Genomic DNA, 24,036 nt, shown 5'->3' on the forward strand with positions numbered 1-24,036 from the left:
CCCGCGTGCCGCTGTATTGTCGGGATTGAAGTGACGATACGATAACGTAAACGCGGATTTACGAGCTTTTCCGTTGCAATAGACGCAGATTTAAAAGTTGCGGCTTAGTGTTCTCGGCAACCTTAGGTGTTGCCATGACCTTGTTCCAGCGTTTCCGCGACGACGTTTCCGGCGCCCTCGCCATCATCTTCGCCCTGCTGCTCGTGCCGGTGCTGATGGTGGTCGGGCTTGCCGTCGACTATGGACGTGTCGTCTACGCCCGCACGGCGCTGCAGGCGGTGGTCGACTCGACGACGCTCGCGGTGACGACGCCCAAGTACACAACGAGCGCCGAGGTGCAGGCGGCCGCCGAGCGCATCTTCGAGGCGCAGTTGCGCGACAAGTACGGCCTGACGCTGCCGACCAAGCTCCAGGTGGCCCTGCAGCCCGACGGCAAGACCGTCAACGTCGAAGCGGTGTCGTCGGTGAAGAACACGGTGCTGGCGGCTGTCGGCATGCCGGCGATGGAGATCGCGGCGAAGGCGCGCGGCATCCGCGGGCTCGACAACTCCGTCGAGGTCGCGCTCGTGCTCGACACGACCTATTCGATGAGCGCCAACAACAAGATGCCAACCCTCAAGTCCGCAGCCAACCTGATGGTGGACACGCTCACGGCCGACTCGGCGCAGAAGGTGAAGTTCGCGATCGTGCCGTTCGCCAACTACGTCAACGTGGGTCTCACCAACCGCAACCAGCCGTGGATGTCGGGGGCGAACGACTACACGACCACGACGACGACCTGCACGCAGCCCAACACGACCTGCCAGACCTGGACGACGCAGCCCAAGCAGACCTGCGTGAACGTGAACTGCGTGCCGAAGACCACCTGCACGACAACCGACGGCGTCCAGAACTGCACCACCACGCAGTCCTGCCAGCAGCAGTGCACCACCACGGGGACGCAGCAGGTCTGCTCCGTGTGGAACAAGGGTCCGCAGCAATGCACGACCAAGACGAACACGTTCAAGTGGTCGGGCTGCGTCCTGTCGCGCGCCTCGCCCAACACCTTGACGGACGCCAACCCCGCGGTGCCGTACGGCGCGCTGATGAACAAGACCTGCACCACGCCGATCACCCCGCTGACGAGCGACAAGACGATCGTTAAGGCGGCGATCAACGCGCTGACGCCCGCCAACAGCACCTATGTGCCTGCAGGCCTGATGTGGGGCTGGAACGTCCTGTCGCCGCTGGCGCCGTTCGCCGAGGGTGCCGCCTATGACAGCAACAACCGCAAGCCGCGCAAGACGATGGTGCTGATGACCGACGGCGAGAACACGCTGTCCTACCGCACCACCCAGAACGACCACGAGGGCACCTCGCGGACGGCGGCGGACGCCGCCACCGCCACGCTGTGCACCAACATCAAGACGGCCGGCATCGAGGTCTGGACGATCGCCTTCCAGGTGACGGACGTGAACGTGCAGAACATGCTGCGCACCTGTGCCTCGAGCGCCGACAACTTCTTCAACGCGTCCGACAACGCATCGCTCGAAGCCGCCTTCAAGAAAATCGCGGCCTCACTGCAGACGCCCTACTTGGGGCAGTGACAAGCAGGTTAAGGAAATCTCAACGCTTATCTTGAGCGTTGATGCAAAATCATGTTGCAATGCACTTCTCGCGTGTAGGGGGCGTGAACATGATTGTCGGGGACAGCAGCGTCGTGAGCAGGGCAGCGCCTCGAATTGCGGTGCTTGTTCCCTGTTACAATGAAGCGGTGACGATTGGCGCCGTGGTGCGGGATTTTTCGGCCGCTCTGCCCGGGGCCGACATTTATGTCTATGACAACAACTCGTCCGACGGGACGAGTGAGCGGGCCCGGGAAGCCGGCGCCATTGTCCGAGCCGAGCCTTTGCAGGGCAAGGGCAACGTCGTCCGCCGCATGTTCAGCGATATCGAGGCGGACATCTACATTCTCGTCGACGGTGACGCGACCTATGATGCGGCATCGGCGCCAGCGATGATCGATGCCCTGATCGTTCACCAGTGCGACTGCGTCACCGCAACCCGCATCGAGCAGGAACAGGCTGCCTATCGAGCTGGGCATCGGTTCGGCAACCGCGTCATCACCGGGATGGTCACGCTGTTGTTCGGCCGAGGCACCAGGGACATGCTCAGCGGCTATCGCGTGTTCTCCCGCCGGTTCGTGAAGTCCTTCCCCGCGATGGCGTCGGGCTTCGAAATCGAGACAGAGTTCACGGTGCATGCGCTTGAGCAGCGCATGATCATGGTCGACCTCGAGACGCCGTACTTTGGTCGCCCGGAAGGATCGGCCAGCAAGCTCAACACTTACAAGGACGGAATTCGGATCGTTAGAACGATCGCAAACCTCGTGAAGGAGGAGAAGCCACTGGCGTTCTTCGGTGGGGTTGCCTTCTCTCTGGCGCTAGCCGCCATGGTCGCGTTCATCCCCATCTACATCGAATATCTCGAGACCGGGCTCGTCCGGCGGTTTCCTACGGCCATTCTTTCTGCAGCGCTGATGCTTGCGGCCGGGCTCTCGTTCACGTGCGGACTCGTGCTGGACACCGTTACTCTAGGCCGCCGGGAGATGAAGCGGCTGGCTTACATGCGCCAACCCGGTCCGCCGTCCGGACCTTGGCGCATGACCGACGCGACAGAACGCGAGGCTTCCATTCGATCCGTCGTTTCATGAGGGCGTTCGTCACCTTCGCGCTGGTCGGTGCAATCGCGTTCTTCGTTGACGTCGGTGTCCTTCTCCTCGTGATCGCCGTCGGCGTTCCGCCCTTGGCTGCACGCGCTCCCTCCTTTCTAGTCGCCGTTGCGTTTACGTGGCTCCTCAATCGTCGCTACACGTTCTCGGTTGAGAGGCGGCCCACGCTGGGCGAGTTCGGGGCATACATCGCTTCGCAAGCGTCAGGAGCGCTGACGAACCTCAGCGTCTATGCCGTCCTGGTCTGGCTTTCGCCCTTTGCTTCGCGTCATCCCGCTGTTGCCGTAGCGGTGGGTTCAATATCCGGTCTTGTCGTCAACTTCTTTGCGGCGCGGCTCGCACTGGAGACATCGTCGCCGGCCGTGACGCGGGAGCAGCGCGAGTGAAACTGGGCGGGCAGACTGATCGGCGGGTCCGCCTCCAGTGGATCTTCGCAGCGTTCGGCGCCACCGCAGTGCTGATGGCATTCCCCATCGCGAACGGATTTCCGTTCATGTTCGCCGACACCGGGACGTACATCACCGCGTTCAGGACATTCCGGGTTCCGTGGGATCGGCCCGTCTTCTACAGCATATTCGTTGCGGTCTCGTCGCTGGGCCTCAGCCTTTGGCTTACGGTCTTGGTCCAGGCCGTCATGTCGGCCGTGATCAGTCTCCTCTTTGTGAACAAGGTCCTCCGTATTTCGTCCCCGACCGCGGCGGGCATCGGCGTCGCGCTCACGTTCGCGATCACGCCGGCTCCTTGGATTGCAGCTCAGCTGATGCCAGACATATTCACCGGGCTCATGATCCTGGGAATTCTCTCGCTTCTGCTCGCGTCGCGAAGAATGGATCGCTGGGAGATCGCTGCCTGCGCCCTGGTGATCGTCATGGCGACGGCTTTCCATCTCGGCAATTGGGTCATTGCGCTGGGAACCACGCTTTCTGTTGCGCTGGTCAACCGTGTCGCCGGTCGTTCCGCTCCGCTCGGATCCTACCGGGTCGTCACTGCTTGTATTGCTGCCGGGCTGGTCGCCGTCTTGGCCTCGAATGTGGCTGCACGCGGGCAGATCAGCTTGTCCCCCGGATCCAATGTTTTCCTTTTTTCGAAACTTCTGGACGACGGTCCCGGCTTTGATGTCCTGAACAAGGTCTGTCCCGGTGATTACAAGGTCTGCGCCGAGCGTGACGGTCTCCTGAAGTACGCGGCGCAGACCGGCAGTCGCCCAAGCGTTTCCGATCACTTCCTCTGGGAAGGCCCACTCGAGCGGCTCGGCTGGGTCCCGGGTTTTCGGGAAGAGGCCAATCAACTTGTTCGCCTCGCTTTTCGTGACATCGAATGGACCCGTCAGGTCGTACGTTCGGCCGGTCATGCATTCCATCAGTTTTTCAGGTTCGACATCAACGACTTGGCGGATCCGCTCCCAGCGGAGTGGGGGGCGCGTAAGGCTGTGGAGACCTTTTACGGATTGGGGGCGGCGCAGCAGGCATCTACCAGCGCCCAGATCACGGGGAGGGCGCCATTTCGGTTGGCCAGTCAGTTCTACGCGGTCGTTGTCGCAACCAGTCTCGTCCTGATGGCCGGGATGTGGGTCAGGTCGCGAGGCGCATACCCCCGGTCGACATCTTCGTCTGCGTGATGCTGGCTCTTCTGGCCAATTCGGCGGTGACCGGCGTCCTGTCTACCGTTCACGATCGCTATCAAAGCCGGGTCGTCTGGATCATCGTCCTTTATGTCGTTGCTTCAGCCATGGCTCGAAAGCCGTTATCGATGTTTCCGAAGGCGGTGTAAGCCGTACCGCCCCTTGTAGGTGTTCGATCTCGGAACTAATGTTCGCTAGGCGAACAATTTGAGGGCTCCGTGAGCGAGACTGGGAGACGCGCGTCGGATCGCGATCTGGTTGGCGGACTTCAGAACGGCCTTGCCGTCATCGAGGCTTACGACGCGCAGAACCCGCGTCTGAGTATTACCGATGTCGCCAAGCGAACGGGCCTTACGCGGGCGGCGTCGCGTCGCTACCTCCTGACGCTGGTGCGTCTCGGCTACGCGGAGCATGACGGAAAGTTCTTCGCTCTTACGCCGAAGGTTCTCCGCCTCGGTTACGCATATCTGTCTTCAGGGAGTCTGCCGTCCCGGGTCCAATCGTGGCTTGAACGGATCGCCGAGACCATCCAGGAATCATGCTCGGCAGCCGTTCTTGATGGCAACGACGTCGTCTACATCGCGCGGGCATCGACGCGTCGGATCATGTCCATCGGATTGGGAGTGGGCAGCCGTCTGCCGGCCTACTGCACCTCACTCGGACGGGTTCTGATCGCCGGGCAGCCGGACGCTTGGTTGGATCATTACCTGGCGACCGAGCAGCGAACGGCATTCACGGCCAAGACGCTGACGACCGAGGCCGAGATCCGTGCGGCCGTCGCAAAGGCTCGTGAAGACGGTTTTGCCGTCGTGGACGAAGAATTGGAGGTCGGGCTTCGGTCGGCCGCGGTGCCGGTTCTGGACCGAGGCGGCCGTGTTCGATGCGCGATAAACGTCGGCGTTCAAACGCAGCGTGTATCGCTCGAGCATCTGAAATCCAATATCCTTCCTCGACTTCTGGCTGCATCCGACGAGTTATCTCGCCTGCTGTAAGCATCACAGGGACGCATTTTGCTGACTGAGGGCGGTTCTGAGTCTCTTCAGCTGTCGCCTGGCCGGTTTTTCCACAAACGCCACCGTTCCGGCCGCCGCGAGCATCACAGCGGCGATGGCCACCCATGACTGCAATTCGCCTTGAAGGGCAAAAAGTGCAATGAAAACAGGAAGATGAACGAGATAAAGCGGGTAGGACAGATCGCCCAGGTAAGTGAGAGCCTTCGACTGAGCGCCCTTCCACGACCTCGCGACCCATATGGTCAGCAAAGTCACGACGATTGTCAGCGGGCCAAGCGGCTCTGTCGAGGCGTCCATCTCCGGAGATATCAGGAAGAGAACGACAGACAGAGCTGCGAAGATGATGAATTTCATTGCTGAGAAATCACGGTACAGTATGAAACCAACAATAAATGGCCACATATATTTCGGCGGTTTGAATTTCGTCGCCAAGTAATATAATTTGCCATCAATCAGATCGTTGGGCAGTATGAACATTATCATGGAGGCAACGGCAATGAAAATGAGCCATCGTGTATTCATCCGAATCAGTACGACAATGGCGGCGATGTAGAATGAAAACTCGATTGATAGCGACCAAACCGACAGATTGAAGTCGACGGCCTTGCAGGCGAACATCTGCAACATGAGGGCGTTGCAAAAGAAAACGAGATTGCTGTCCTCATTGAACACGTGAAGCGGTGCTTCGATCTCACCGGTGAACTGCTGAAGAGCGAAGGCCGAGGCGATCGCCAGGATGTAGGCCGGGTAGATGCGGACGAACCGACGCCAAAGGAAGCCCGCGGGTTCACGCAGAAGAGAATTGTGGATCGAAAAGCCTGAGATAATCAGAAACCCCACCACGGCAGCCTTTCCGCCTAGTCGCGAGATGGCTGCAAGCAGCGGTTCTGCTCCAAAGAAGATCGTCATGTGGAAACACAGCACGATGAACGCAAGGAGGAACCGCGCCAAGGCCAGAAGATCCCACGCAACTTCGTCAGAGGGGTGGCTGTTGGGCAGTGTCTGCATTTCGTTCGCATCCGGATCGGGAAACGTTCATCGGCTTTTGATGGACGATAGCTGTATGGAACCGAGGATTTGGTTTATCCGGCGGCGTCATCGCCGAACCATGACGAAAGAGGCGCCGCGGGTGGCCGCGGCGCCTCTTTCGTGTGCTTCCAGGTTCGGCAGGTTTCGGGCCCGGCCGCGGTCTCGTCCCTGGCCTTGGTCGGGAGGCGGTGGAGGTGGGCCGCCTCGCCGGCAGGGCAGGGGTAACGCTTCGCTGCTCGATCAGTTGCAGACGCGGACGCGGCGGGTGCCGGCGTAGTCGCCCCAGGCGTCGTACACGGGCTGGCGCTCGGTCCAGCAGGCGCGGCGGTAATAGGGGCGGGGGGCCGGGTCGTAGTAGTAGGCGGGAGCGCCATAGGCGGGCTGGCTCAGGGCGCCAGCGGCGATGGCACCCAGCGCGAGGCCACCCACCGCACCGGCGGCGAAGGCTGCGTTGCGGCCGTTGGCGGCCTGGGCCGGGGAGGCGGCGACCGCCGCCGCGATGCTCAGCGCGGCGAAGGCCGCGACCGCGGTACGCTTCAGGCTGGTGCTCGTGACGATCGACATGATGGTCTCCTTCGGGTCGTCGTTGGCTTCATCTCGTGGCCGGCGTTTCCGTTCCGGCGATGAATTGACCCTAGATCCGGACATCTCCGGCCGATGTGCGTCGACGCACATGGCGGCGGAGCGACGCCGGGCTGCCTCGCCGGCGATGCAGCGCAGACCGGCTGCGCCCGCGCTGGACAACGCGGGCCTCACCTGTCACCTCTCGCTGTCATTGCCCGTGCCTGACGCCGCGCCCCGGGCCTTCACCGCCCTCGACCCCGCGCCATGACCTCGCCAGCACCCTCCGCAGCGCCGCTCTCACACGCCGAGATCCGCCTCATCATCTTCGGCGTCGTCACCGCCATGTTCCTGGCCGCCCTCGACCAGACGATCGTGGCGACAGCCCTTCCGACCATCGGGCGCGACCTCGGCAACCCCGAGCTGCTGCCCTGGATCGTGACGTCCTATCTCGTGACGTCGACCGCCGTGACGCCGTTGTACGGCAAGTTCAGCGACACGCACGGCCGCCGCCCGACCCTTCTCTTCGGCATCTCGGTGTTCGTCGTGGGCTCCATCGCCTGCGCGATGGCTCCGAACATGATCACCCTGATCCTTGCGCGCGCGCTCCAGGGCCTTGGAGGCGGCGGGTTGATCTCGCTGAGCCAGACGATCATCGCCGACGTGGTCGCGCCCAAGGAGCGTGGGCGCTACCAGGTCTACATCGCCAGCGTCTTTGTCAGCACCAGCCTGCTCGGCCCAGTCCTGGGCGGTTTCTTCGCCGAGCACGCGCACTGGTCCTGGATCTTCTGGATCAATCTTCCCATCGGCGCGCTGTCGCTGGCGCTCTCCTATACGCTGCTGAAGCGGCTTCCCCGCCATGACCGGCGCCATTCGCTGGACGTCCTCGGCGCGGTTCTGCTGGTCGCCGCGACCTGCGTCCTCATGCTGGCGCTCAACTGGGGCGGCGTGAGGCACCCGTGGCTGTCGGCCCCGATCCTCGGTCTCGTGGGCCTCTCGGCAGTGCTGTGGCTGTTGTTCGGGCTTCGGCTCGGGCGGGCCGACGAGCCGCTGATCCCCTTGTCGCTCTTCGCCAACCAGGTGGTCCGCACCGGCACGCTGGCGGCGTTGTTCAGCATGGGCGTCTTCATCGGCCTGACGATCTACGTCCCCGCGTTCTTCGAGATCGTCCTGGGTCTTTCGGCCGCCGACAGCGGGCTGGCGCTCATTCCGCTGATGGTGGGGACGGTCGCCGGGGCGACCGTTGCGGGGCGCGCGCTGACCAAGATGACGCATTACAAGCGCATCCCGATGGTCGGCCTCAGCGTGGCCGCCCTGATGACCGCCGTCCTTGCCTTCCAGGCCAACCACGTCTCGTTCGTGCTGCTCCAGGTGATGCTGTCACTGACGAGCATCGGTATCGGGACTGTCTTCCCGGTGACGACCGTCGCGATCCAGAACGCGGTCAGCCTGCACCAGCTCGGGACGGCGACGGGCGCGATGAACTTCTCGCGCAGCCTCGGCGGCGCGCTGATCGTGGCGCTGTTCGGGGCGATCCTGCTCGGCGGCGGCGTGGCCGGGGGGCTCCACGGCGCCCACGGCGCGGTCGCGGCCACGCCGGAGGTGGCAAACGCGTTCGGATGGATGTTCGCGACTGCGGCCGTGGGCTTCCTGTGTGCGCTGGCGGCGATCGTGGCCATGGAGGAACGGCCGATGCGCGGAAGCAGACCCACTGCAGAGGCCACGGTGGCGGAGTGATCCGCGACGGCGACGGAGTTGTTCGCGAGCGCCGCCCAGTCCATCGGGTGCCTTAATGATGAACTCAATCCAAGGGATCCGGTGGATTGCCTCAAGCGTTCGTCTCATGAATGGTGAGAGCGGCCAGAGATCCACATGTCGCTTCACCAGTCCCCGAAAACGACGCCCCACATGACGTTGCCGCCGGTCGGTGCACCGGAGCTTGCCGTCATCATCCCGACCTTCAATGAGGTGGGAAACGTGCGCCGCCTCGTTTCCAGCCTGGAGGCAGCCCTTGCCGGCATTCACTGGGAGGCGATCTTCGTCGACGACGACTCGAACGACGGGACGCCGGACGAGCTCGAGGCGCTGGCACGGGAAGACCACCGCGTGCGCTGCATCAGACGCATCGGCCGGCGTGGCCTGAGCACGGCCGTCGTCGAGGGCATGCTGTCGACCGTCGCAAGCTACGTGGCCGTGATCGACGCAGACCACCAGCACGACGAGACGAAGCTGGTTGACATGCTCGCCATCCTCAGGGCGGACGAAGCCGACATCGTCGTGGGCTCGCGCTACGTCGGGGACGGGAGCATCGGCGCCTGGGATGCCGGCCGCGCTCGGGTCAGTCGCGTTGCGACGACGATATCCCGCCTCTTCCTGCCGTTGCAGCTGTCCGACCCGATGAGCGGGTTCTTCATGATGCCGCGCGCGCTGGTGTTCGACGCGGTGCGCAACCTCTCCGGGCAGGGGTACAAGATCCTCCTCGACATCATCATGTCGTTGCCGATCGTCCCGCGCGTAAAGGAGGTGGCCTACACGTTCCGCACGCGCACGCATGGCGAAAGCAAGCTCGATTCGGCTGTCGCGCTCGAGTACCTGCTGATGCTGGTCGACAAGAAGATCGGCCACGTCGTGCCCACCCGCTTCGTGCTCTTCGGCCTCGTCGGCGGTTCCGGCGTGCTGGTGCACATGGCGACGCTCGCCGCGGTCTTCGGCTCCTTCGGTTCGTTCCGCGTCGCGCAGGCCGTCGCAACGCTCGTGGCGATGACTTTCAACTTCTTCGTCAATAACGTTCTCACCTATCGGGACAAGCGCCTGCGCGGCGTCGGCCCGGTCGTGAAGGGCCTGCTGTCGTTCTGGCTGGTCTGCTCGATCGGAGCCGTCTCCAACGTCGGCGTGGCGTCCGTCCTGTTCGAGCGGGACTACGCATGGTGGCTCTCGGCCCTTGCGGGCATCGCCGTCGGAGTCGTGTGGAACTACGCCATGACGGCCACGTTCACGTGGCGCAAATGATCGGGCCCGCGCCGGAACGGTTGCCGTGACGGCGACAGAACAGCCGGAAGGCTTGTCGGATGGCCGACCCGATGTCCTGGTCGTCATATGCCGGCGCAATGAGTCGACGGTGCCGGACCAGTCGATAGCCACCGCCGACGTGGCCCTGGCGGGCGGCATCAGCCATGTGGGGGCGCGATCGAAGTTCCTCGGTGGTCGCAGGCTTCTTCGGGCGGTGCTCCACGGCGTTCTCGGCTGGGAGGCCAGTCAGGCCGTTCTCGAGATCGAACCAGGCGGCCGCCCGCGGCTTCCCGCAGTCCTGGCGGCGGGACTTCAGTTCAGCATCAGCCACTCGAGGCAGTTTGACTCTGTCGCCGTGTCGTTCCGTGGTGCCGTTGGCCTCGATATAGAGGAGGACGTTCCGCCAAACATCCCAGAGACTGCAGACATCCTGTTGTCGGCTGATCAGGCAATCCGACTTCGGGAGTTGCCCTTGGCCGAGCGGGGATCGGCGTTCCTGCGTGCCTGGACCCGCAAGGAAGCAGTCCTCAAGGCGGTCGGCGTTGGCTTTGCGATCGATCCGGCAAAACTCTTCGTCCCTTTCGACGAATCCTCGACACCAATCCGCGTCGACTGGCCTGGCGACGGGCCCGGCACTTTGTGGGTCCGTGACATCCGCGTGCATGGCCTCACGGGCGCGGTCTGCCTCGCGACGGCTGACGCGTCGCAATTTGACGTTCAAGTCGCCGTGCTTCCTGCGCCTCCGGTCACTGACCTCTCGGCTTGAGGGGGGGAGGCGGTGGAGCGACCCGCTCGCCGGGACCGCCTGGGGACTGAGGCGTATTGTTCACGACCATCCTCAGATTGTCCTGGATCACGTCCATGTCGACGAACAGGTTGTCGACCATCTTCTTGTCGCAGCCATCCTCGACCATCGCGAGTTTCGAGGTGTTCGTGGCCGTATCGACGATGTAGCCGCCGAACTCCTGAAATGCGCGCGCAAGGGCCATGCCTTCGGGTGTCTTGATGCCAATCTTCGTCAGATCGACCGTCGACGGGATGCCGAAGAGCGCACCCATGGGAACGGACCCGGAATAATTGTTCTTCCCGCTTCCGTCCGTGTGCGTAGCCGGCCAGACCTTCTGATCGTTCATGGTCGCACCCTTCTTGAGCTGGTGCTGGCTCGCCATCATCGAAAGCGCGTGCTGGATATGCTTACGCTCCAGCTCGTAGCAACGAATGAGACCACCGAACATGCTCATCCCGGCTGCGCGGATCCCTTCGCTGATGCCGTCGCGCTGTGCAATGCCGGGGCCGTACAGATTGGTTCGAACGACGTAGCCTACAGTGTATTCGCGTGTTTTCTTGTCGAAGCGGGCCAGCCACATTTCGTAGGCGAATTCGCCGTCGTCAGACACAATCACCATGTGCCCGTCGCCTTCGTCATAGGTGGGAATCTCGGCCGGCATTCGGAGGAAGAACTCGTTCTTGGTACTCACGAACGGCCACGGGAGCGTCCCAGCGCGATGTTGATACGTCCATCGAACGACGGGATCGGTCGGCTTTCCCTTGAAAACCGGATACTCGGGGAAGCCAATGATCCGCACCGCGCCGTTGATCTGCCCGGCGTTGCGATTCAAGTACGTGCTCGTTTCCAGTGCCTTTCCGTCCTGGAAGATCGCACCTCGTCCCAAAGGCGTGTTCCAGACGCTTTGTGCGGAGAAGGGTTGAAGCCAAGGCTCCCGGTACTCTCCGCCCGTGGGCCGACCGATCGACGGGCCTGCCATCTGCGCCAGACACGGGGACGTCGCCGCCAATGAAGCCGTGAGAGCCAACACTGCGCGCAGCTTCATGGAACACTCCACATGGATCGGAAGATTAACTGCATTCACATTATGCAGCCTCGGTGCGATCTGATTCAAGTTGAGTTCAATCATTTCTATTCGTTAAGCTAAAAACTGGATTTCGATCGAGTGGTGCAAGTCTTGGACAGCGCCCGCGGCGGAGGCAACGGTGCAGATGGATGAAGGCGATCGGACCGGGCTTCCATCGTGGTCGCTCGTCGTAGCGACTTACGAGCGGCCGGCCATCCTCCATCGATGCCTTACGTGGGCGGCCTCGCAAACCGTTCGACCACTCGATGTTGTCGTCGTCGACGCCAGCAAGGACTACGACACTAACGCCAGTTCTGCGAACAAAGCATTTCTCGGCCAACTTCCTTTGAACTACGTGAAGGCAGAAAAGCCGTCGCTTACGGTTCAGAGGAACCAGGGAGTAAGAATCTCCAAAGGAGAGATTGTCTTTCTGATCGATGACGACTCGTTGATGTTCCAGGATTGTGCGGAACGCATACTAGAAGTTTATGCCCTCGATCGGCATCACAAAATCGCAGGGATCATGGCTGAGCCTTGCGAAAGCATACCGGGCGAGCCGTCGTCGACCGCTTCAACGGACGCAAGGGGAGAAAGCGCGCTACGGAGTTTCGCCAAGAAATTGCTCGATACCGAAAGCACTTATTTTTTGCCGTACGACGCCCATCCCGTACGTCACGCTGTGCCGCCTGAATGTTTAAAATGCCATCTCACATCCATTGACGTCATGGCTGGGTACGCCATGACGTTCCGCCGGAAGGTTTTTGACAGCCTCGCGTTTTCTCCGATGCTGATGCGCTACAGCGCGGGGGAAGATCAGGACTTCAGCTACCGGGCGTCACGCTTGGGTGCTCTCGTCGTCGCCCACGGCGCACGTCTCCATCATCTCGAGGTGCCTGGCGGGCGCTTGTCCCGCGTCGCGACCACGGCCCTTGCTGACCTCAACCCCGCGGCCTTGCAGGTCCTCCATGCGGACGACCTGGGCACCATCTCGCGGCGCTGGACGGCAATCGTCCGCAAGCGCCTGCTCATCCGGTTCCTCAAGGATCTCTCCGAAAGGGAGTTCCGGTTCCGGCGTACACGCGGAACACTGATCTCGCTTGCCCATCTGGCGCAGCTCTATCGCTGCGATCCGGCCCGGATCGCGGACGTCCACGGCGCCCTTCAAGCTTCGATTATCGATCGGTACGGCAACGCCTGACCGGGGGCGCGCCGCTCACTCCATCGCCGCGGCCGCGGATCCGTGCGAGCCGCTGCCACGCCGCGCGCCGGGCTTCTTCAGCAAGAGCAGCAGCGGGAAGGCGGCGAGGCTGATCCAGGTCATCAGCTGGAAGTCGTTGGCGTAGGCGATGATGGCGGCCTCGCGGCTGACCATCTGCTCGAGCAGCGCGCGGCCGGTCTCCGTGGCCGGGTCGATCCAGCGGCTCCAGTCCGGGTGGCGCAGGGCATCGCTGAACGGCGTCACCTGCTCGGCGAGCTGGCTGTGAAAGGTCGCGGTCTTGTTGGTCAAGGTGGCGATGACGATCGAGATGCCGATGGAACTGCCGATGCTGCGGATCAGCGTCCAGAGTGCCGTGCCGTCCGTGCGCAGGTGGGCGGGGAGGGTGGCGAAGGCGATCGTGTTCAGCGGGACGAAGACAAAGCCCAGCCCGAAGCCCTGCAGGATCGAGACGAACTCGATGTGACGGGCGGATGTGTCCGGCGTGAAGCCGACCGACATCCACAGCGACCATGTCGACAGCGACAGCCCGATGAAGACGAGGATCCGCCCGTCGACGACGCGCAGGAGGCGGCCGACGATCATCATCGCGATCAGCGTGCCGATGCCGCGCACGCCGAGCAGCATGCCGGCGTCCAGGACGGGGTAGCCCATCAGGTTCTGGATGAACGGCGTGAGCAGCGCGATGCTCGCCAGCAGGATGATCCCGATGATGAACATGAAGACCACGCCGACCGTGAAATTGCGGTCGCGGAAGATCTGGATCGGGATGAAGGGGCGCGGATGCGTCAGGGCGTGGGCGAGGAACACGTAGAAGCCCAGCACGGCGAGCCCGGCCTCGATCACGATCTCGGTGGAGTCGAACCAGCCGGCCTGCTCGCCGCGGTCCAGCATCAGCTGCAGGGAACCGATGCCGAGGCTGAGCGCGAGGAAGCCCGTCCAGTCGAAGGTGAGCTTCTGGTTGACCGGCGTCTCCTTCATGAAGGCCGCGAGGCCCAGCACGGTGAGAATGCCGAAGGGCAGGTTCACGAAGAACACCCACCGCCACGAGTAGTACTCGGTGAGCCAGCCGCCGAGGGTGGGGCCCATGATGGGGCCCAGCATCACGCCCATGCCCCAGATCGCCATCGCCTGCCCGCGCTGCTCGATGGGGTAGGCGTCGAGCATGACGGACTGCGAGAGCGGAACCAGCGCGGCGCCGAAGACCCCCTGCAGGAGCCGGAAGAGCACCATCTGCTCGATGCTCTGGGCCGCGCCGCAGAGCATCGACGCGACGGTGAAACCTGCGGTGCAGACGATGAAGAGACGCTTGCGCCCGTAGCGGGCAGACATCCACCCCAGCGGCGACGTCATGATCGCGGCCGCGACGATGTAGGAGGTGAGCACCCAGCTTGCCTGGTCCACCGTCGTGCCCAGGCTGCCCTGCATGTAGGGCAGGGCGACGTTGGCGATGGTCGTGTCCAGCGCCTGCATGATCGTCGCCATCATCACGCAGATGGTGATGAGGCCCCGGCGCAGGCCGGGCGCTTCGCCGGCGAGCGCTGCGGGGGAGGGGGAGGCTGCGGCGGACATGGGGGCGCTCGTCCGGCGGGGATCCGTCAGTGGTCGCCGTGCGCCGTCGCGGGCAGGCCGAGAAGGCCGGCAAGGGTCCGCTCGCGCTTCGTGTCGATGTCGACCACCGTGCTCATGCCGGCCCGAAGCGCCGAGACGTCCTCTCCGGCGTCGAACTCGATCCGCACGGGCACGCGCTGCACCACCTTGACCCAGTTCCCGCTGGCGTTCTGCGGCGGCAGGATCGCGAACTGCGCGCCGGTGCCCGGGCTGATCGCGGCCACTCGCCCGTGCCAGACCCGGCCGGGGAAGGTATCGACGGAGACGGTGGCCTCCTGGCCGCGCTTCACGTGGGTGAGGTCGGTCTCCTTCAGGTTGGCGTCGACCCAGGGGCGGGCGTCGTCGACGATGCTGAAGATGGCCGTTCCGGCTGACAGGTACCGTCCCATCTGGATGCTCGACACCTGCGTGGCGACGCCGGCGATGGGCGCACGCAACGTGGCGCGCTCGAGATCGAGGTCCGCGCGGGCGAGGGCCGACTGGGCCTCCATGTAGGGCGGGTAGGCTTCGATCGGCAGATCGGGCTGCCCGCGCAACTGGTTGAGCACCGCCGTGCGCTGCTGCTCCAGCGTCTCGAGCTGCGTGCGGGCGGCGGCGACGCCGATCTCGGCCGTCTCGGCCTCGGCCTTGGATCCCGTCCGGTTGGTCAGCAACTCGGCCTTGCGCTGCAGGTCGGACTGCCGCAGCGCAACCGTCTGGCGCGCCGTGTCGATCTGGCGCTCGAGGCTGGCGAGGCTCGCCTTCAGGTTGGCGAACTCGGTCTCCAGCCCGGCGAGCCTGGCCTGCGCCTGCTGGCGGGCGATCCTGTAGGGCTCGGGGTCGATGCGCAGCAACTCGTCGCCCACGGCGACGTGCTGCCCCTCCTTGACCGCGATGCCGACGACCTTGCCGGACACCTCCGGGGTCACCAGCACCTTCTGCGCGGCGACGTAGGCGTTGTCGGTGCCGACGAAGCGGCCGCCGTTCAGCCACATCCAGCCCGCGCCGCCGATGGCGGCCAGCGGGATCAGGACGAGCAGGACGAGGCGCAGGCCGCGCCGCCGCCTCGGACGGACCGGCGGAAGCGTGTCCTGCTGCAGCGGCGCGACGGCACCCGACGAAGCCGGTGCGGACGCGGGAGCAGTCTGGGGGCGATCGGAGGTGGACGTGTTCGAGGTCATGATGCCTTCCTCTCTCCGGCCGCCTGCGAGAGCTGGCGCCGAAGATTGGTCTTGATGGTGTCGAGGTGTTCGACGAGGGCGTCGAGCGCTGGCTCGTCGAGGCCGTCCAGGGCGTCGGCCATCAGGGTGCGGCCGATGCCGGCGAGCTGTTCGAGGACGGGATAGGCCGCATCGCGAAGATGCAGGCGGCGGATGCGGCGGTCGGCCGGATCGGGCCGGCGCTCGACGAGCCCTTCCTCGCACAGGCGGTCGACGAGGCGGCCCAGCGTGATGGGCTGGACGTCGAGCAGGTGCGCAAGCTCGTTCTGGCTCAGCCCGGGGTGCCGTTCAATCCGTACCAGCACAGCCCAGCGGGCCCGCGTGGTACCGGCTGCGCCGGCGCGCTGGTCTGTCACGGTGCGCATGAGACGCGCCACGTCGGCGATGAGAAAGGCCAGTTCGCGGGGCTTGGTGGTGCCACCGCTGAAGCGATCGGGCATGGAAAGGGTGTCCGTCCGGTGCGGATGGGGCTCACCCTGGGAGGGAGATGCCACATCCGGCTGATCATATGGAAGCTTAATATAAGGTCGATCTGACGATTTCAAGCGCAAGGTCGAGACAGGGCTTGGCCGATACAGGGCTTGGCCGAGACTGGGCCTTGCATTGAAAACCGGCCTCTCCGCCCCGCTTTCCGATCGCGGGTTGGAACGCCATCTTGGGGGAATGGTTCAGATCGATTCCACGACCTCCGCGGGGGCCGATGCCATCGCCGCGCTCCGGCCAATGCTGGGCGAGGCCCGGCGCATCGTGGCCTTCACCGGCGCCGGCATCTCGACCGAGTCGGGGGTGCCCGACTTCCGCTCGCCGGGGAGCCCCTGGACGGCGAACCGTCCGATTCCCTTCGACCAGTACCTGGCCAGCGCGGCCGCTCGTGCCGAGGCCTGGCGGCGCAAGTTCACGATGGACGATCTCTATCGCGGCGCACGCCCGAACCGGGGGCACATGGCGCTTGTCGATCTCCACCGGCAGGGGCGTCTCCGGACCGTCATCACCCAGAACATCGACAATCTGCATCAGGAGTCTGGCCTGCCGGGCGACGCGATCGTCGAGCTCCATGGCAACGGCACCTATGCAACCTGCCTGTCGTGCGACCTCCGCCACGAGTTGCCCTGGGTGCGGGAGACGTTCGAGCGCAGCGGCGTCCCGCCGGCGTGCTCACACTGCGGCGGGATCGTGAAGTCGGCGACGATCTCCTTCGGGCAGGCGATGCCCGAGGAGGCCATGCGGCGCGCCTTCGAAGCCGTCGACGCGTGCGACCTCTTCCTCGTGCTGGGCTCGTCGCTGGTCGTCCAGCCCGCAGCGCGCCTGCCAGCCCTCGCGAAGGCTCGCGGAGCCGTGCTGGTCATCGTCAACCGCGATCCGACGCCGCTGGACCATCATGCCGACCTGGTGGTGAGGGGCGGAATCGGGGACGCGCTCGCGGGCCTGGGCGCGTCGGCTTCCGGTGGATGATCCGGAGCCTGCCGCGCCTCCGCCATAATCTGTGAGAAATTTCCACGCGGACTCACCTTTGTGGTGAGAATCGGAACGCGTATGGTTAACGTTGCATGGACGAAACCTGCGTTCCGGTCCTCGCAATGTCCAACCACGCCTCGATTAAGCCCACCCTGGATCCACATTTCGAGGTGGAAGAGGGCTTCCGGGCGGAGAGTTCGGCAGACGGCTCGGCCAGCGTCGAACTCATCGAGATTTCGGGCACCATCAAGTGGTTCGATGCCTCGAAGGGCTATGGCTTCATCGTGCCGGACAACGGCATGCCCGATGTGCTCCTTCACGCCACATGCCTGCGCCGAGACGGGTTCCAGACCGCCTACGAGGGTACGCGGGTCGTGTGCGAGGCGCAGCGGAGGGCGCGAGGGTTCCAGGCATTCCGCATCCTGTCGATGGACACGTCGAACGCCCTGCACCCCTCGCAGCTTCCCCCCGCGCGCACCCATGTCACGGTCACGCCGACGAGCGGCCTCGAGCGCGTCGAGGTGAAGTGGTTCAACCGGCTGCGCGGATTCGGTTTCCTGTCGCGCGGGGAGGGGACGCCGGACATCTTCGTCCACATGGAGACCCTGCGCCGTTACGGCATCGCCGAGTTGAAGCCCGGGCAGTTCGTGCTGGCGCGTTTCGGCGATGGTCCGAAGGGGCTGATGGCGGCCGAGGTTCGCCTGATGGAAGGCGGCGCGCCGCACGCGCACTGAGGTCTTCATTCAGGCCGCGCAACTACCGGTAGAAGGCCGTCTGGCGTCGCTTTCCTGTGCATTGACGCGGGATCACGGCGCTGACAGGGTTCGCGCACCGTCCAGCGTCCGGTGTTCCATGCCCATGCGCCGTCTTCTTCCGCTGCTTTTTGTTCTGACCCTCCTCGGCTTTGCCGTACCCCTGCCGCAGGCACACGCCCAGGCGGCTCTGGAGCGTCTCGTGATCCAGACCACCGCAGGCCCCAAGACCTTCGAGGTCGAGGTCATGCGCACCGACGAGGAGCGGGCGAAAGGCCTGATGAACCGCCGCTATCTTCCGGCCGACCGCGGCATGCTCTTCGATTTCAAGTCCGAGCAGCCGGTCGCGATGTGGATGATGAACACCTACATTCCGCTCGACATGCTGTTCATCCGCAAGGACGGCACGATCGCCCGCATCGCCGAAATGACGGAACCGTTGTCGACCCGCACGATCGCTTCGGGCGAGAACGTGCTGGGCGTGCTGGAGATCAACGGCGGTGTTTCGGCAAAGCTCGGAATCAGGCCGGGCGACAAGGTGCTTCATGCACTGTTCGGCACTGCGCCAAAGAGTTGAGAGCCGTTGCGACGTCGACGCGGTGGCGGCCCTTGACCATCGCCGGGGCAGACCGTAATCCCGGTTGGCTCTCTCGGCGGGGTATGGCGCAGCCTGGTAGCGCGGTAGTTTTGGGTACTACAGGTCGCAGGTTCGAATCCTGCTGCCCCGACCAGCGAGCCGGGCGCCGCGACAGAGGCGCTGTGGGACAGTGGATTGGAAGCAAGCGGCGAGGGAACGACATGAAGGCTCGGATTTATCGTCCCGCCAAGAATGCCATGCAGTCCGGGACCGCCAAGACGCGCTGGCTTCTTGAGTACGAGCCTGCAACGGCCCGGGAGGTCGATCCGCTCATGGGCTGGACGTCGTCTTCCGACACTCGCCAGCAGGTGAAGCTGTGGTTCGACACCCGGGAAGACGCGGTCGCCTACGCCCAGCGAAGCGGCATTGCGGCGACCGTCGAGGAGCCGAATGCTGCGCGCAGGCGTTCGATCGCCTATTCCGACAATTTCAAGTTCAATCGGGTCGGCCCCTGGACGCATTGATCGGGCGCTGATCCTGCGGGGCCCCGTGAAGTCCCCAATTGCGCCCCCGGGCTGGGTTTCCCGACTTTGCCTCGCCGGCACCGTGGCCGTCGTTTGGGCCATGCTCGTCCCGCTGATGGTTCCATCAACGGGAGGCGACCGCGGGATTTTCGTATCCGTCGCCCAGCGTTTACTGGCGGGTGATCGGCTTTACATCGATGTCTATGACAATAAGGAGCCCTTGTTCTATTATTTCGTGGCTACACAAAGGATTGGTGGCGGAGTTTCAGAGTTCATCACCGAGTTGATTTTGTTTGTCACTTGCAGCTTCATTGTGAACGACATGATGAAGCAGGCCGGATTAGGCAGTTTCCGGATTATTGTTGCTTTCGCCGGCGTGCCGGTCGTTCTGGCGGGGGCGTACTACATTCCAGGCGGCGGCTATCTGCCCGGCGTCGTTCTGGCGCTTGCCGCGGCCAGCCTTGCACTGCGGGGGAGGGCAATGGCCGCGGGTTGCCTGATCGGGGTGCTGGCGTTCGTCAAGATCCTGTACGCACCCGTGGCTGCTGCCGTGGTTCTGGTATTCGTGCACGGGTCTGGCGCCGGCGTGACGCGAGTCATCGCGGGCGTGATGATCGCCACCATCGCGGCCTGTCTCCTGCTTGCAGTGAGAGGCGAACTCATTCCCTTCATCGATGTGATCGTCGGCAATGTCCGATATTCCGGAAACGAAACGATCCTTCAGGCCACGGGGTTCCTCAAGTCGACCTTCGCCCATCTGACCCGTGTCGATTCCGTTTCTTTGCTGATGTTGGTCGGCATGGCGGTTTCCTGCGCCTGGCTCGGGCTGATCTGGGGACGTCGTCCTGGAGAATCCGCGCAGGCCGGGCCGGCCGTGATCGCTCTCGGAGCGCTGTCGGCCATCACGGCGGGTCTCGGCGTTCTTGCCGTGACGGCCATGTGGAATTTCCATTTCCAGCTTCTATACTTCGGGGGAGTGCTTGCCCTCGTGGCCGCTTCGTGGCCGCTCGGATTGCTCTGGGAACGGTATTCGTGGGCGGCTACCTTTGTGCTGCTCTACTGTGCCTTCGTGTTGGCCGCGGGCTACAAGCCGGTTCACGTCGTCAAGAGGATGGCGGAGTTTCCGGCGCAGTTGCGGGCGCTCCGAACAACGTCGCCGGAGGCCGACGCCCTGAACAGCCTGGGTCCGCCAGGTCGTTATGCGCGACTGGGGGGGACGGACGACGGTCGTCATGCGTGGCAGACGGAGCGCTGGATCCTTCAGTGTCCTCGTTTCCATCAGTACTACTTTGAGCCGGCGGCCATTCTGGAGCGGGTCTTTGATTGCGCCAGCGGAGCCGACCATCTCCTCATCGGCAAGACATTGGTCAAGAAGGACGATGAACCGGAGGCTTGGCAAAGGTTCGTCGACCGGGTGGAAGACCTTGTTCGCCGCAACTATGACTGCACGGTCGTACAGGGCGTCCGGGCTTGTCGTCGCAAGACGCTTGCGTCATAGAGCGTGGACCGTTGGGCGGTGGTTCGGCCGTCCAAGTGGCCCCGTAGCTCAGCTGGATAGAGCAGCCGCCTTCTAAGCGGCAGGTCGCAGGTTCGAGCCCTGCCGGGGTCGCCATCGGCTAAAAATAGCTCTCTACGAGCATGCGCAACACGTAGCGTCCGAACCTCGGACCCGCGTGGGGCCGCAGGATCTCCATGCGCGGAACGGCGAAGAGATCCATCGTCGGAAAGGCGGCGCCGGGCTGGCAGTGAAAAGCCACCTCAATCCCGCTTCTTTCGACCGCCTTCCGGATCCGCTCGTCATGGTCGCCGTGCGGATAGGCGAAGAACCTCGGGCGCCCGACGCCCATCGCGGACAATTCCTCGAAAGCCGTTTTCGTCTCGTCCACCAACCGCTGGTCGTCGACAGCCGTCATGTGGGGATGGGTTCGCGAATGCACCCCAAACTCAACGCCTTCGGCATGCGCAGCGCGCATCTCGACCGCGCTCATCAGCGCCATGGGCGGGACGCCCAGGTCCGCGTCCCATTCATTCGTTCGTCCCACCAACCCACTCACCGCGAACACGATCGACGGGATGTCCAGTGAGCCAAGTATCTTCAGGCCTGGCATGATGTTGGCGTAAGCGTCGTCGAACGTGATCAGTGCGCTGCGCCTGTCCAGCTTCGCCTCGCCCTTGAGGTATGCGATGACCGCGTCGGGAGATGGGAAATCAAAGCCCCAACGTCGAAGTGCATAGATCTGTTGCTCGAAATCCTGCAGAGGCATGCCATAGCCGGCGATCGGACCCATTGCCGACGTGTCCGCAAGCGCGTGGTAGCACAGAACGAGCAGTCGGCTGTCCCAGGGCTTGGCCTTTCGGGTGGTCATCTCGTTCATCCCTGTCGACCGCGTCCGAAGCGATGTCCCTGCCTTTAGGACCGGCATGCTAACCAGCCATGGCGTGGCCGCAAGGCCCACAACGGGCTCATGGCTTGCGCCGAAGAACCTGCCTTGCTTGCCAGCCTTCTGCCGACCCGGTAAGCGTCAACCCTCGTCGCTTGCCAAGGATTCCAGCATTGCCAGGCTCCGCCGCGTTGCTCTCCTTTTCCTTCCGCGGCGACTTCGAACTCTGCTGCCTGATGTGCGAGACGGTCGATCGGTTCGTCTCTCCCGAAATTCCGCACATCTTGCTGGTTCCACGCTCAGATCGAGATCTCTTCGCGCCTCTCGCTAACGGTCGGCGCCGGATCGAGCATCAGGAGGACCTGTTGCCTCCCTGGCTCTTCCGTCTGCCAATGCCGCCGGCGAACTGGCGGGCCCGCCTCGGCTTGCCGCGTCGAAACGTCTACGTCTCGCTGCGCGGCGGTCTCGTCCGGGGTTGGATCGTGCAGCAGATCATGAAGATCGCTGCGGCGGCGCGCAGCCGAGAGGACGCCGTCGTCCATGTCGACAGCGACGTGGCGTTCATTCGGCCGCTTATGCCTGCCGATCTTTTCAAGAGTGACGGCGTTCGCTTCAAGCAGGTACCGGGCGCGGCTAACGACCCCAGTCATCATCCATGGCATCTGGCGGCGTCGAGTCTTCTTGGACTTCCGCCCTCCGCCTATCATGGTGCCGACTACATCGACACCGTGGTGACGTGGCGTCCTGCCGTGGCCCGCCTCATGACATCCCACATCGAGGGCGCCTGCGGCCGGGACTGGATTTCCGCGCTGGCCCGTGCGGACCACCTCTCGGAATACACACTCTATGGTGTATTCTGCGAGAAAGTCCTCGGAATGACGACGGCAGGCCATTCACCCACGAGCGTCAGTCTGTGCGAGACGCTCTGGGACGAGAACCTGACCGAGAGCGAAGCCGTTGCGACATTGGAGCGGGACCTTCGCCCCGCTTATGCCGCAATCGGCATTCAATCGACAATTAAGCTCAACATTGATGCGAGACGACGTATCGTCGACCATTCCATCGCTTTCGCTGCGGCACAGGACCGGGACTCCTCGGTCCGGCAGACCCGTTGAGCCCAGGCGGGGTTCTCAGGATCATGACTGCCAAGTTCGGAAGGTTCATTGCGGGTGGCGTTCTGGCTGCGGTGCTGGCGTGCGCCGCGCTGATTGCTGGACGAGGCTGGATGGCCGTCCATGGGCAATCAATCGGGCTGAAGCCCGAGACCGTCGCTTCGGGGCTCGAGTACCCGTGGGCGGTGGCCTTTCTTCCCGACGGGTCCTACCTCGTGACGGAAAAGGCGGGTCGACTCCGCCGTGTCCTCAAGGACGGGACCGTTTCTCCCCCGATTCAGGGTGTTCCGAGCGTCGAGACCACTGAACAAGCAGGCCTGCTCGACGTGGCCGTTTCGCCCGACTTCGGGCGGGACAAGCGCATCTACTTCACCTTCACGGAGCCGCGCGACGGATCCAACGGCACGTCCGTGGCTTCGGCTCGGCTTTCTTCGGATCTGCGCCGCCTCGAAGACTACCGCGTCATCTTCCGTCAGTTGCCGGCCATCAACAGTGCCGGCCATTTTGGTTCGCGGATTGTGTTTCGGCCGGACGGAACCTTGTTCGTCGTTCTCGGGGACCGGCAAATCGTGCGCGACAAGGCTCAGGACCTGTCGACGCACCTGGGGAAGATTGTGCGGATCACGCCTGAGGGCACGGCTCCCGCGGACAATCCTTTCATTGGCAAGGAGGGGATCAAGCCGGAGATCTGGTCGTACGGTCATCGCAACATCCAGGGAGCCGCTCTCAACCCTCAGACCGGGGAACTGTGGACCGCGGAGCACGGCGCGAAGGGCGGCGACGAGATCAATATTCCGCGGGCGGGCAAGAATTACGGTTGGCCCGTGATTACCTATGGCGTCGACTACAACGGCTCGAAGATCGGCGAAGGCACGAGCAAGCCCGGCATGGAGCAACCGATCCGGTACTGGGACCCATCCGTGGCTCCTTCGGGTTTCACGTTCGTGACGTCGGACCGGTATCCGGCCTGGAAGGGCAGTGCTCTCATGGGCACGCTTGCGTCAAAGGAACTCATCCGGCTCATGATCGATGGCGACCAGATCACGGGCGAAGAACGGATGTTCAAGGGGCAGTTCGGGCGAATCAGGGACGTCCGCCAGGGTCCCGACGGCTTTATCTACATCCTGACGGACGAGCGGAACGGACGACTCATCAGGCTCGCCCCGACCTAGGCCGCGAAGGCGTCTCTCCTGGGATCCAAGATGCGGCGAGATCGTTAAGCAAGTTCGCTGATTGGCGCATGCCACGTTTCTCGGCCGAACAGAGTAAGCTCCTGTGAAATCCTTTGTTTTCATTGTTAAGTTTGATGTGAGGTTTAGTGTGGCGGCATTGAGGTGGTTGGGCGTCAATGCTAGAGAACTCGTACTCAGGCCGTTCGGAATCCGACGCGATCTCGCGTCCTGCAAAGGGTGA

General features: G+C 63.6%; 23 protein-coding genes and 2 tRNA genes. 18 read left to right on the forward strand and 7 right to left on the reverse strand.

The window, feature by feature from the left end; translation table 11 throughout:
* Nucleotides 1-134: 134 nt before the first annotated feature.
* The 5 genes from ACX9GQ_RS03875 to ACX9GQ_RS03895 all read left to right on the forward strand — a co-directional run bounded on the left by ACX9GQ_RS03875 (nt 135) and on the right by ACX9GQ_RS03895 (nt 5,323).
* Complete coding sequence (locus ACX9GQ_RS03875; RefSeq protein WP_459628225.1) at nt 135-1,586, forward strand: vWA domain-containing protein; 1,452 nt, start codon at nt 135-137, stop codon at nt 1,584-1,586.
* A gap of 89 nt (nt 1,587-1,675) precedes the next feature.
* Nucleotides 1,676-2,692 (forward strand): glycosyltransferase family 2 protein, encoded by a 1,017-nt coding sequence (locus ACX9GQ_RS03880; protein ID WP_459628530.1) that lies wholly within the window; start codon nt 1,676-1,678, stop codon nt 2,690-2,692.
* Entirely contained in the window at nt 2,689-3,096 is a 408-nt protein-coding gene (locus tag ACX9GQ_RS03885; protein ID WP_459628226.1) for a GtrA family protein, read from the forward strand. Before ACX9GQ_RS03880 ends, ACX9GQ_RS03885 begins: the two co-directional genes overlap by 4 nt.
* The gene (locus tag ACX9GQ_RS03890; RefSeq protein WP_459628227.1) at nt 3,093-4,328 is read left to right on the forward strand and encodes a hypothetical protein; all 1,236 of its coding nucleotides are present in this window, start codon (nt 3,093-3,095) and stop codon (nt 4,326-4,328) included. The genes ACX9GQ_RS03885 and ACX9GQ_RS03890 overlap by 4 nt, the downstream gene beginning before the upstream one ends.
* Before the next feature lie 221 nt (nt 4,329-4,549).
* A complete protein-coding gene (locus tag ACX9GQ_RS03895) occupies nt 4,550-5,323 on the forward strand; it encodes an IclR family transcriptional regulator domain-containing protein (RefSeq protein WP_459628228.1) in 774 nt (257 codons plus the stop codon).
* A 3-nt stretch (nt 5,324-5,326) separates the two neighbouring features.
* Here the strand turns inward: ACX9GQ_RS03895 and ACX9GQ_RS03900 are convergent, their stop codons facing one another.
* Nucleotides 5,327-6,352 (reverse strand): acyltransferase family protein, encoded by a 1,026-nt coding sequence (locus ACX9GQ_RS03900; protein ID WP_459628229.1) that lies wholly within the window; start codon nt 6,350-6,352, stop codon nt 5,327-5,329.
* A 261-nt stretch (nt 6,353-6,613) separates the two neighbouring features.
* Nucleotides 6,614-6,937 (reverse strand): hypothetical protein, encoded by a 324-nt coding sequence (locus ACX9GQ_RS03905; RefSeq protein ID WP_459628230.1) that lies wholly within the window; start codon nt 6,935-6,937, stop codon nt 6,614-6,616.
* A 264-nt stretch (nt 6,938-7,201) separates the two neighbouring features.
* Between ACX9GQ_RS03905 and ACX9GQ_RS03910 the strand changes: the two genes are divergently transcribed.
* From ACX9GQ_RS03910 to ACX9GQ_RS03920, 3 genes are all read left to right on the forward strand, one after another.
* On the forward strand, nt 7,202-8,671 hold the full coding sequence (locus ACX9GQ_RS03910; protein WP_459628231.1) for an MDR family MFS transporter: 1,470 nt from the start codon (nt 7,202-7,204) through the stop codon (nt 8,669-8,671).
* 171 nt (nt 8,672-8,842) lie between these two features.
* Entirely contained in the window at nt 8,843-9,943 is a 1,101-nt protein-coding gene (locus tag ACX9GQ_RS03915; RefSeq protein WP_459628232.1) for a glycosyltransferase, read from the forward strand.
* A gap of 25 nt (nt 9,944-9,968) precedes the next feature.
* On the forward strand, nt 9,969-10,709 hold the full coding sequence (locus tag ACX9GQ_RS03920) for a 4'-phosphopantetheinyl transferase family protein (protein WP_459628233.1): 741 nt from the start codon (nt 9,969-9,971) through the stop codon (nt 10,707-10,709).
* Here the strand turns inward: ACX9GQ_RS03920 and ACX9GQ_RS03925 are convergent.
* Nucleotides 10,690-11,775, reverse strand: a complete 1,086-nt coding sequence (locus ACX9GQ_RS03925; RefSeq protein ID WP_459628234.1) for a hypothetical protein — start codon at nt 11,773-11,775, stop codon at nt 10,690-10,692. The genes ACX9GQ_RS03920 and ACX9GQ_RS03925 overlap by 20 nt on opposite strands.
* A gap of 166 nt (nt 11,776-11,941) precedes the next feature.
* On the opposite strand from ACX9GQ_RS03925, the gene ACX9GQ_RS03930 reads away from it, so the two are divergent.
* A complete protein-coding gene (locus ACX9GQ_RS03930; RefSeq protein ID WP_459628531.1) occupies nt 11,942-12,994 on the forward strand; it encodes a glycosyltransferase in 1,053 nt (350 codons plus the stop codon).
* 15 nt (nt 12,995-13,009) lie between these two features.
* Here the strand turns inward: ACX9GQ_RS03930 and ACX9GQ_RS03935 are convergent, their stop codons facing one another.
* From ACX9GQ_RS03935 to ACX9GQ_RS03945, 3 genes are read right to left on the reverse strand one after another with little or no spacing between them, the layout of a single operon-like run.
* Nucleotides 13,010-14,584: a DHA2 family efflux MFS transporter permease subunit gene (locus tag ACX9GQ_RS03935; protein ID WP_459628235.1), complete on the reverse strand. Its 1,575-nt coding sequence runs from the start codon at nt 14,582-14,584 to the stop codon at nt 13,010-13,012.
* A 26-nt stretch (nt 14,585-14,610) separates the two neighbouring features.
* Complete coding sequence (locus tag ACX9GQ_RS03940) at nt 14,611-15,783, reverse strand: HlyD family secretion protein (protein WP_459628236.1); 1,173 nt, start codon at nt 15,781-15,783, stop codon at nt 14,611-14,613.
* The gene (locus ACX9GQ_RS03945; protein WP_459628237.1) at nt 15,780-16,262 is read right to left on the reverse strand and encodes a MarR family winged helix-turn-helix transcriptional regulator; all 483 of its coding nucleotides are present in this window, start codon (nt 16,260-16,262) and stop codon (nt 15,780-15,782) included. Before ACX9GQ_RS03945 ends, ACX9GQ_RS03940 begins: the two co-directional genes overlap by 4 nt.
* A gap of 283 nt (nt 16,263-16,545) precedes the next feature.
* Here ACX9GQ_RS03945 and ACX9GQ_RS03950 point away from each other — a divergent pair, with 283 nt between their 5' ends.
* The 7 genes from ACX9GQ_RS03950 to ACX9GQ_RS03980 all read left to right on the forward strand — a co-directional run bounded on the left by ACX9GQ_RS03950 (nt 16,546) and on the right by ACX9GQ_RS03980 (nt 20,742).
* The gene (locus ACX9GQ_RS03950; protein WP_459628532.1) at nt 16,546-17,274 is read left to right on the forward strand and encodes an SIR2 family NAD-dependent protein deacylase; all 729 of its coding nucleotides are present in this window, start codon (nt 16,546-16,548) and stop codon (nt 17,272-17,274) included.
* Nucleotides 17,275-17,369: 95 nt separating this feature from the next.
* Nucleotides 17,370-18,011, forward strand: coding sequence for a cold-shock protein (locus ACX9GQ_RS03955; RefSeq protein ID WP_459628238.1), 642 nt, complete (start codon nt 17,370-17,372; stop codon nt 18,009-18,011).
* Nucleotides 18,012-18,129: 118 nt separating this feature from the next.
* Nucleotides 18,130-18,606 (forward strand): DUF192 domain-containing protein, encoded by a 477-nt coding sequence (locus ACX9GQ_RS03960; protein WP_459628239.1) that lies wholly within the window; start codon nt 18,130-18,132, stop codon nt 18,604-18,606.
* 77 nt (nt 18,607-18,683) lie between these two features.
* Nucleotides 18,684-18,760 (forward strand) — tRNA-Pro (locus tag ACX9GQ_RS03965).
* 67 nt (nt 18,761-18,827) lie between these two features.
* On the forward strand, nt 18,828-19,130 hold the full coding sequence (locus ACX9GQ_RS03970) for an ETC complex I subunit (RefSeq protein WP_459628240.1): 303 nt from the start codon (nt 18,828-18,830) through the stop codon (nt 19,128-19,130).
* A gap of 100 nt (nt 19,131-19,230) precedes the next feature.
* Complete coding sequence (locus ACX9GQ_RS03975; RefSeq protein ID WP_459628241.1) at nt 19,231-20,628, forward strand: hypothetical protein; 1,398 nt, start codon at nt 19,231-19,233, stop codon at nt 20,626-20,628.
* A 37-nt stretch (nt 20,629-20,665) separates the two neighbouring features.
* Nucleotides 20,666-20,742, forward strand: a tRNA-Arg gene (locus tag ACX9GQ_RS03980).
* Nucleotides 20,743-20,746: 4 nt separating this feature from the next.
* Here ACX9GQ_RS03980 and ACX9GQ_RS03985 read toward each other — a convergent pair.
* A complete protein-coding gene (locus ACX9GQ_RS03985; RefSeq protein WP_459628242.1) occupies nt 20,747-21,505 on the reverse strand; it encodes a polysaccharide deacetylase family protein in 759 nt (252 codons plus the stop codon).
* Between the two features lie 179 nt (nt 21,506-21,684).
* On the opposite strand from ACX9GQ_RS03985, the gene ACX9GQ_RS03990 reads away from it, so the two are divergent.
* Nucleotides 21,685-22,626, forward strand: coding sequence for a DUF6492 family protein (locus tag ACX9GQ_RS03990; protein ID WP_459628243.1), 942 nt, complete (start codon nt 21,685-21,687; stop codon nt 22,624-22,626).
* Nucleotides 22,627-22,649: 23 nt separating this feature from the next.
* On the forward strand, nt 22,650-23,795 hold the full coding sequence (locus tag ACX9GQ_RS03995; protein ID WP_459628244.1) for a PQQ-dependent sugar dehydrogenase: 1,146 nt from the start codon (nt 22,650-22,652) through the stop codon (nt 23,793-23,795).
* The last annotated feature ends 241 nt before the right edge of the window (nt 23,796-24,036 follow it).

It is taken from the genome of Alsobacter sp. R-9, assembly GCF_054612375.1.

Coding starts and splice junctions, on each gene's coding strand:
- ACX9GQ_RS03880 (WP_459628530.1), top strand. CDS start 1,676: ATGATTGTCGGGGACAGCAGCGTCGTGAGCAGGGCAGCGCCTCGAATT.
- ACX9GQ_RS03960 (WP_459628239.1), top strand. CDS start 18,130: ATGCCCATGCGCCGTCTTCTTCCGCTGCTTTTTGTTCTGACCCTCCTC.
- ACX9GQ_RS03910 (WP_459628231.1), top strand. CDS start 7,202: ATGACCTCGCCAGCACCCTCCGCAGCGCCGCTCTCACACGCCGAGATC.
- ACX9GQ_RS03995 (WP_459628244.1), top strand. CDS start 22,650: ATGACTGCCAAGTTCGGAAGGTTCATTGCGGGTGGCGTTCTGGCTGCG.
- ACX9GQ_RS03945 (WP_459628237.1), bottom strand. CDS start 16,262: ATGCCCGATCGCTTCAGCGGTGGCACCACCAAGCCCCGCGAACTGGCC.
- ACX9GQ_RS03900 (WP_459628229.1), bottom strand. CDS start 6,352: ATGCAGACACTGCCCAACAGCCACCCCTCTGACGAAGTTGCGTGGGAT.
- ACX9GQ_RS03940 (WP_459628236.1), bottom strand. CDS start 15,783: ATGACCTCGAACACGTCCACCTCCGATCGCCCCCAGACTGCTCCCGCG.
- ACX9GQ_RS03985 (WP_459628242.1), bottom strand. CDS start 21,505: ATGAACGAGATGACCACCCGAAAGGCCAAGCCCTGGGACAGCCGACTG.
- ACX9GQ_RS03905 (WP_459628230.1), bottom strand. CDS start 6,937: ATGTCGATCGTCACGAGCACCAGCCTGAAGCGTACCGCGGTCGCGGCC.
- ACX9GQ_RS03930 (WP_459628531.1), top strand. CDS start 11,942: ATGGATGAAGGCGATCGGACCGGGCTTCCATCGTGGTCGCTCGTCGTA.
- ACX9GQ_RS03970 (WP_459628240.1), top strand. CDS start 18,828: ATGAAGGCTCGGATTTATCGTCCCGCCAAGAATGCCATGCAGTCCGGG.
- ACX9GQ_RS03885 (WP_459628226.1), top strand. CDS start 2,689: ATGAGGGCGTTCGTCACCTTCGCGCTGGTCGGTGCAATCGCGTTCTTC.
- ACX9GQ_RS03955 (WP_459628238.1), top strand. CDS start 17,370: ATGGACGAAACCTGCGTTCCGGTCCTCGCAATGTCCAACCACGCCTCG.
- ACX9GQ_RS03935 (WP_459628235.1), bottom strand. CDS start 14,584: ATGTCCGCCGCAGCCTCCCCCTCCCCCGCAGCGCTCGCCGGCGAAGCG.
- ACX9GQ_RS03875 (WP_459628225.1), top strand. CDS start 135: ATGACCTTGTTCCAGCGTTTCCGCGACGACGTTTCCGGCGCCCTCGCC.
- ACX9GQ_RS03925 (WP_459628234.1), bottom strand. CDS start 11,775: ATGAAGCTGCGCGCAGTGTTGGCTCTCACGGCTTCATTGGCGGCGACG.
- ACX9GQ_RS03950 (WP_459628532.1), top strand. CDS start 16,546: ATGCTGGGCGAGGCCCGGCGCATCGTGGCCTTCACCGGCGCCGGCATC.
- ACX9GQ_RS03975 (WP_459628241.1), top strand. CDS start 19,231: ATGCTCGTCCCGCTGATGGTTCCATCAACGGGAGGCGACCGCGGGATT.
- ACX9GQ_RS03915 (WP_459628232.1), top strand. CDS start 8,843: ATGACGTTGCCGCCGGTCGGTGCACCGGAGCTTGCCGTCATCATCCCG.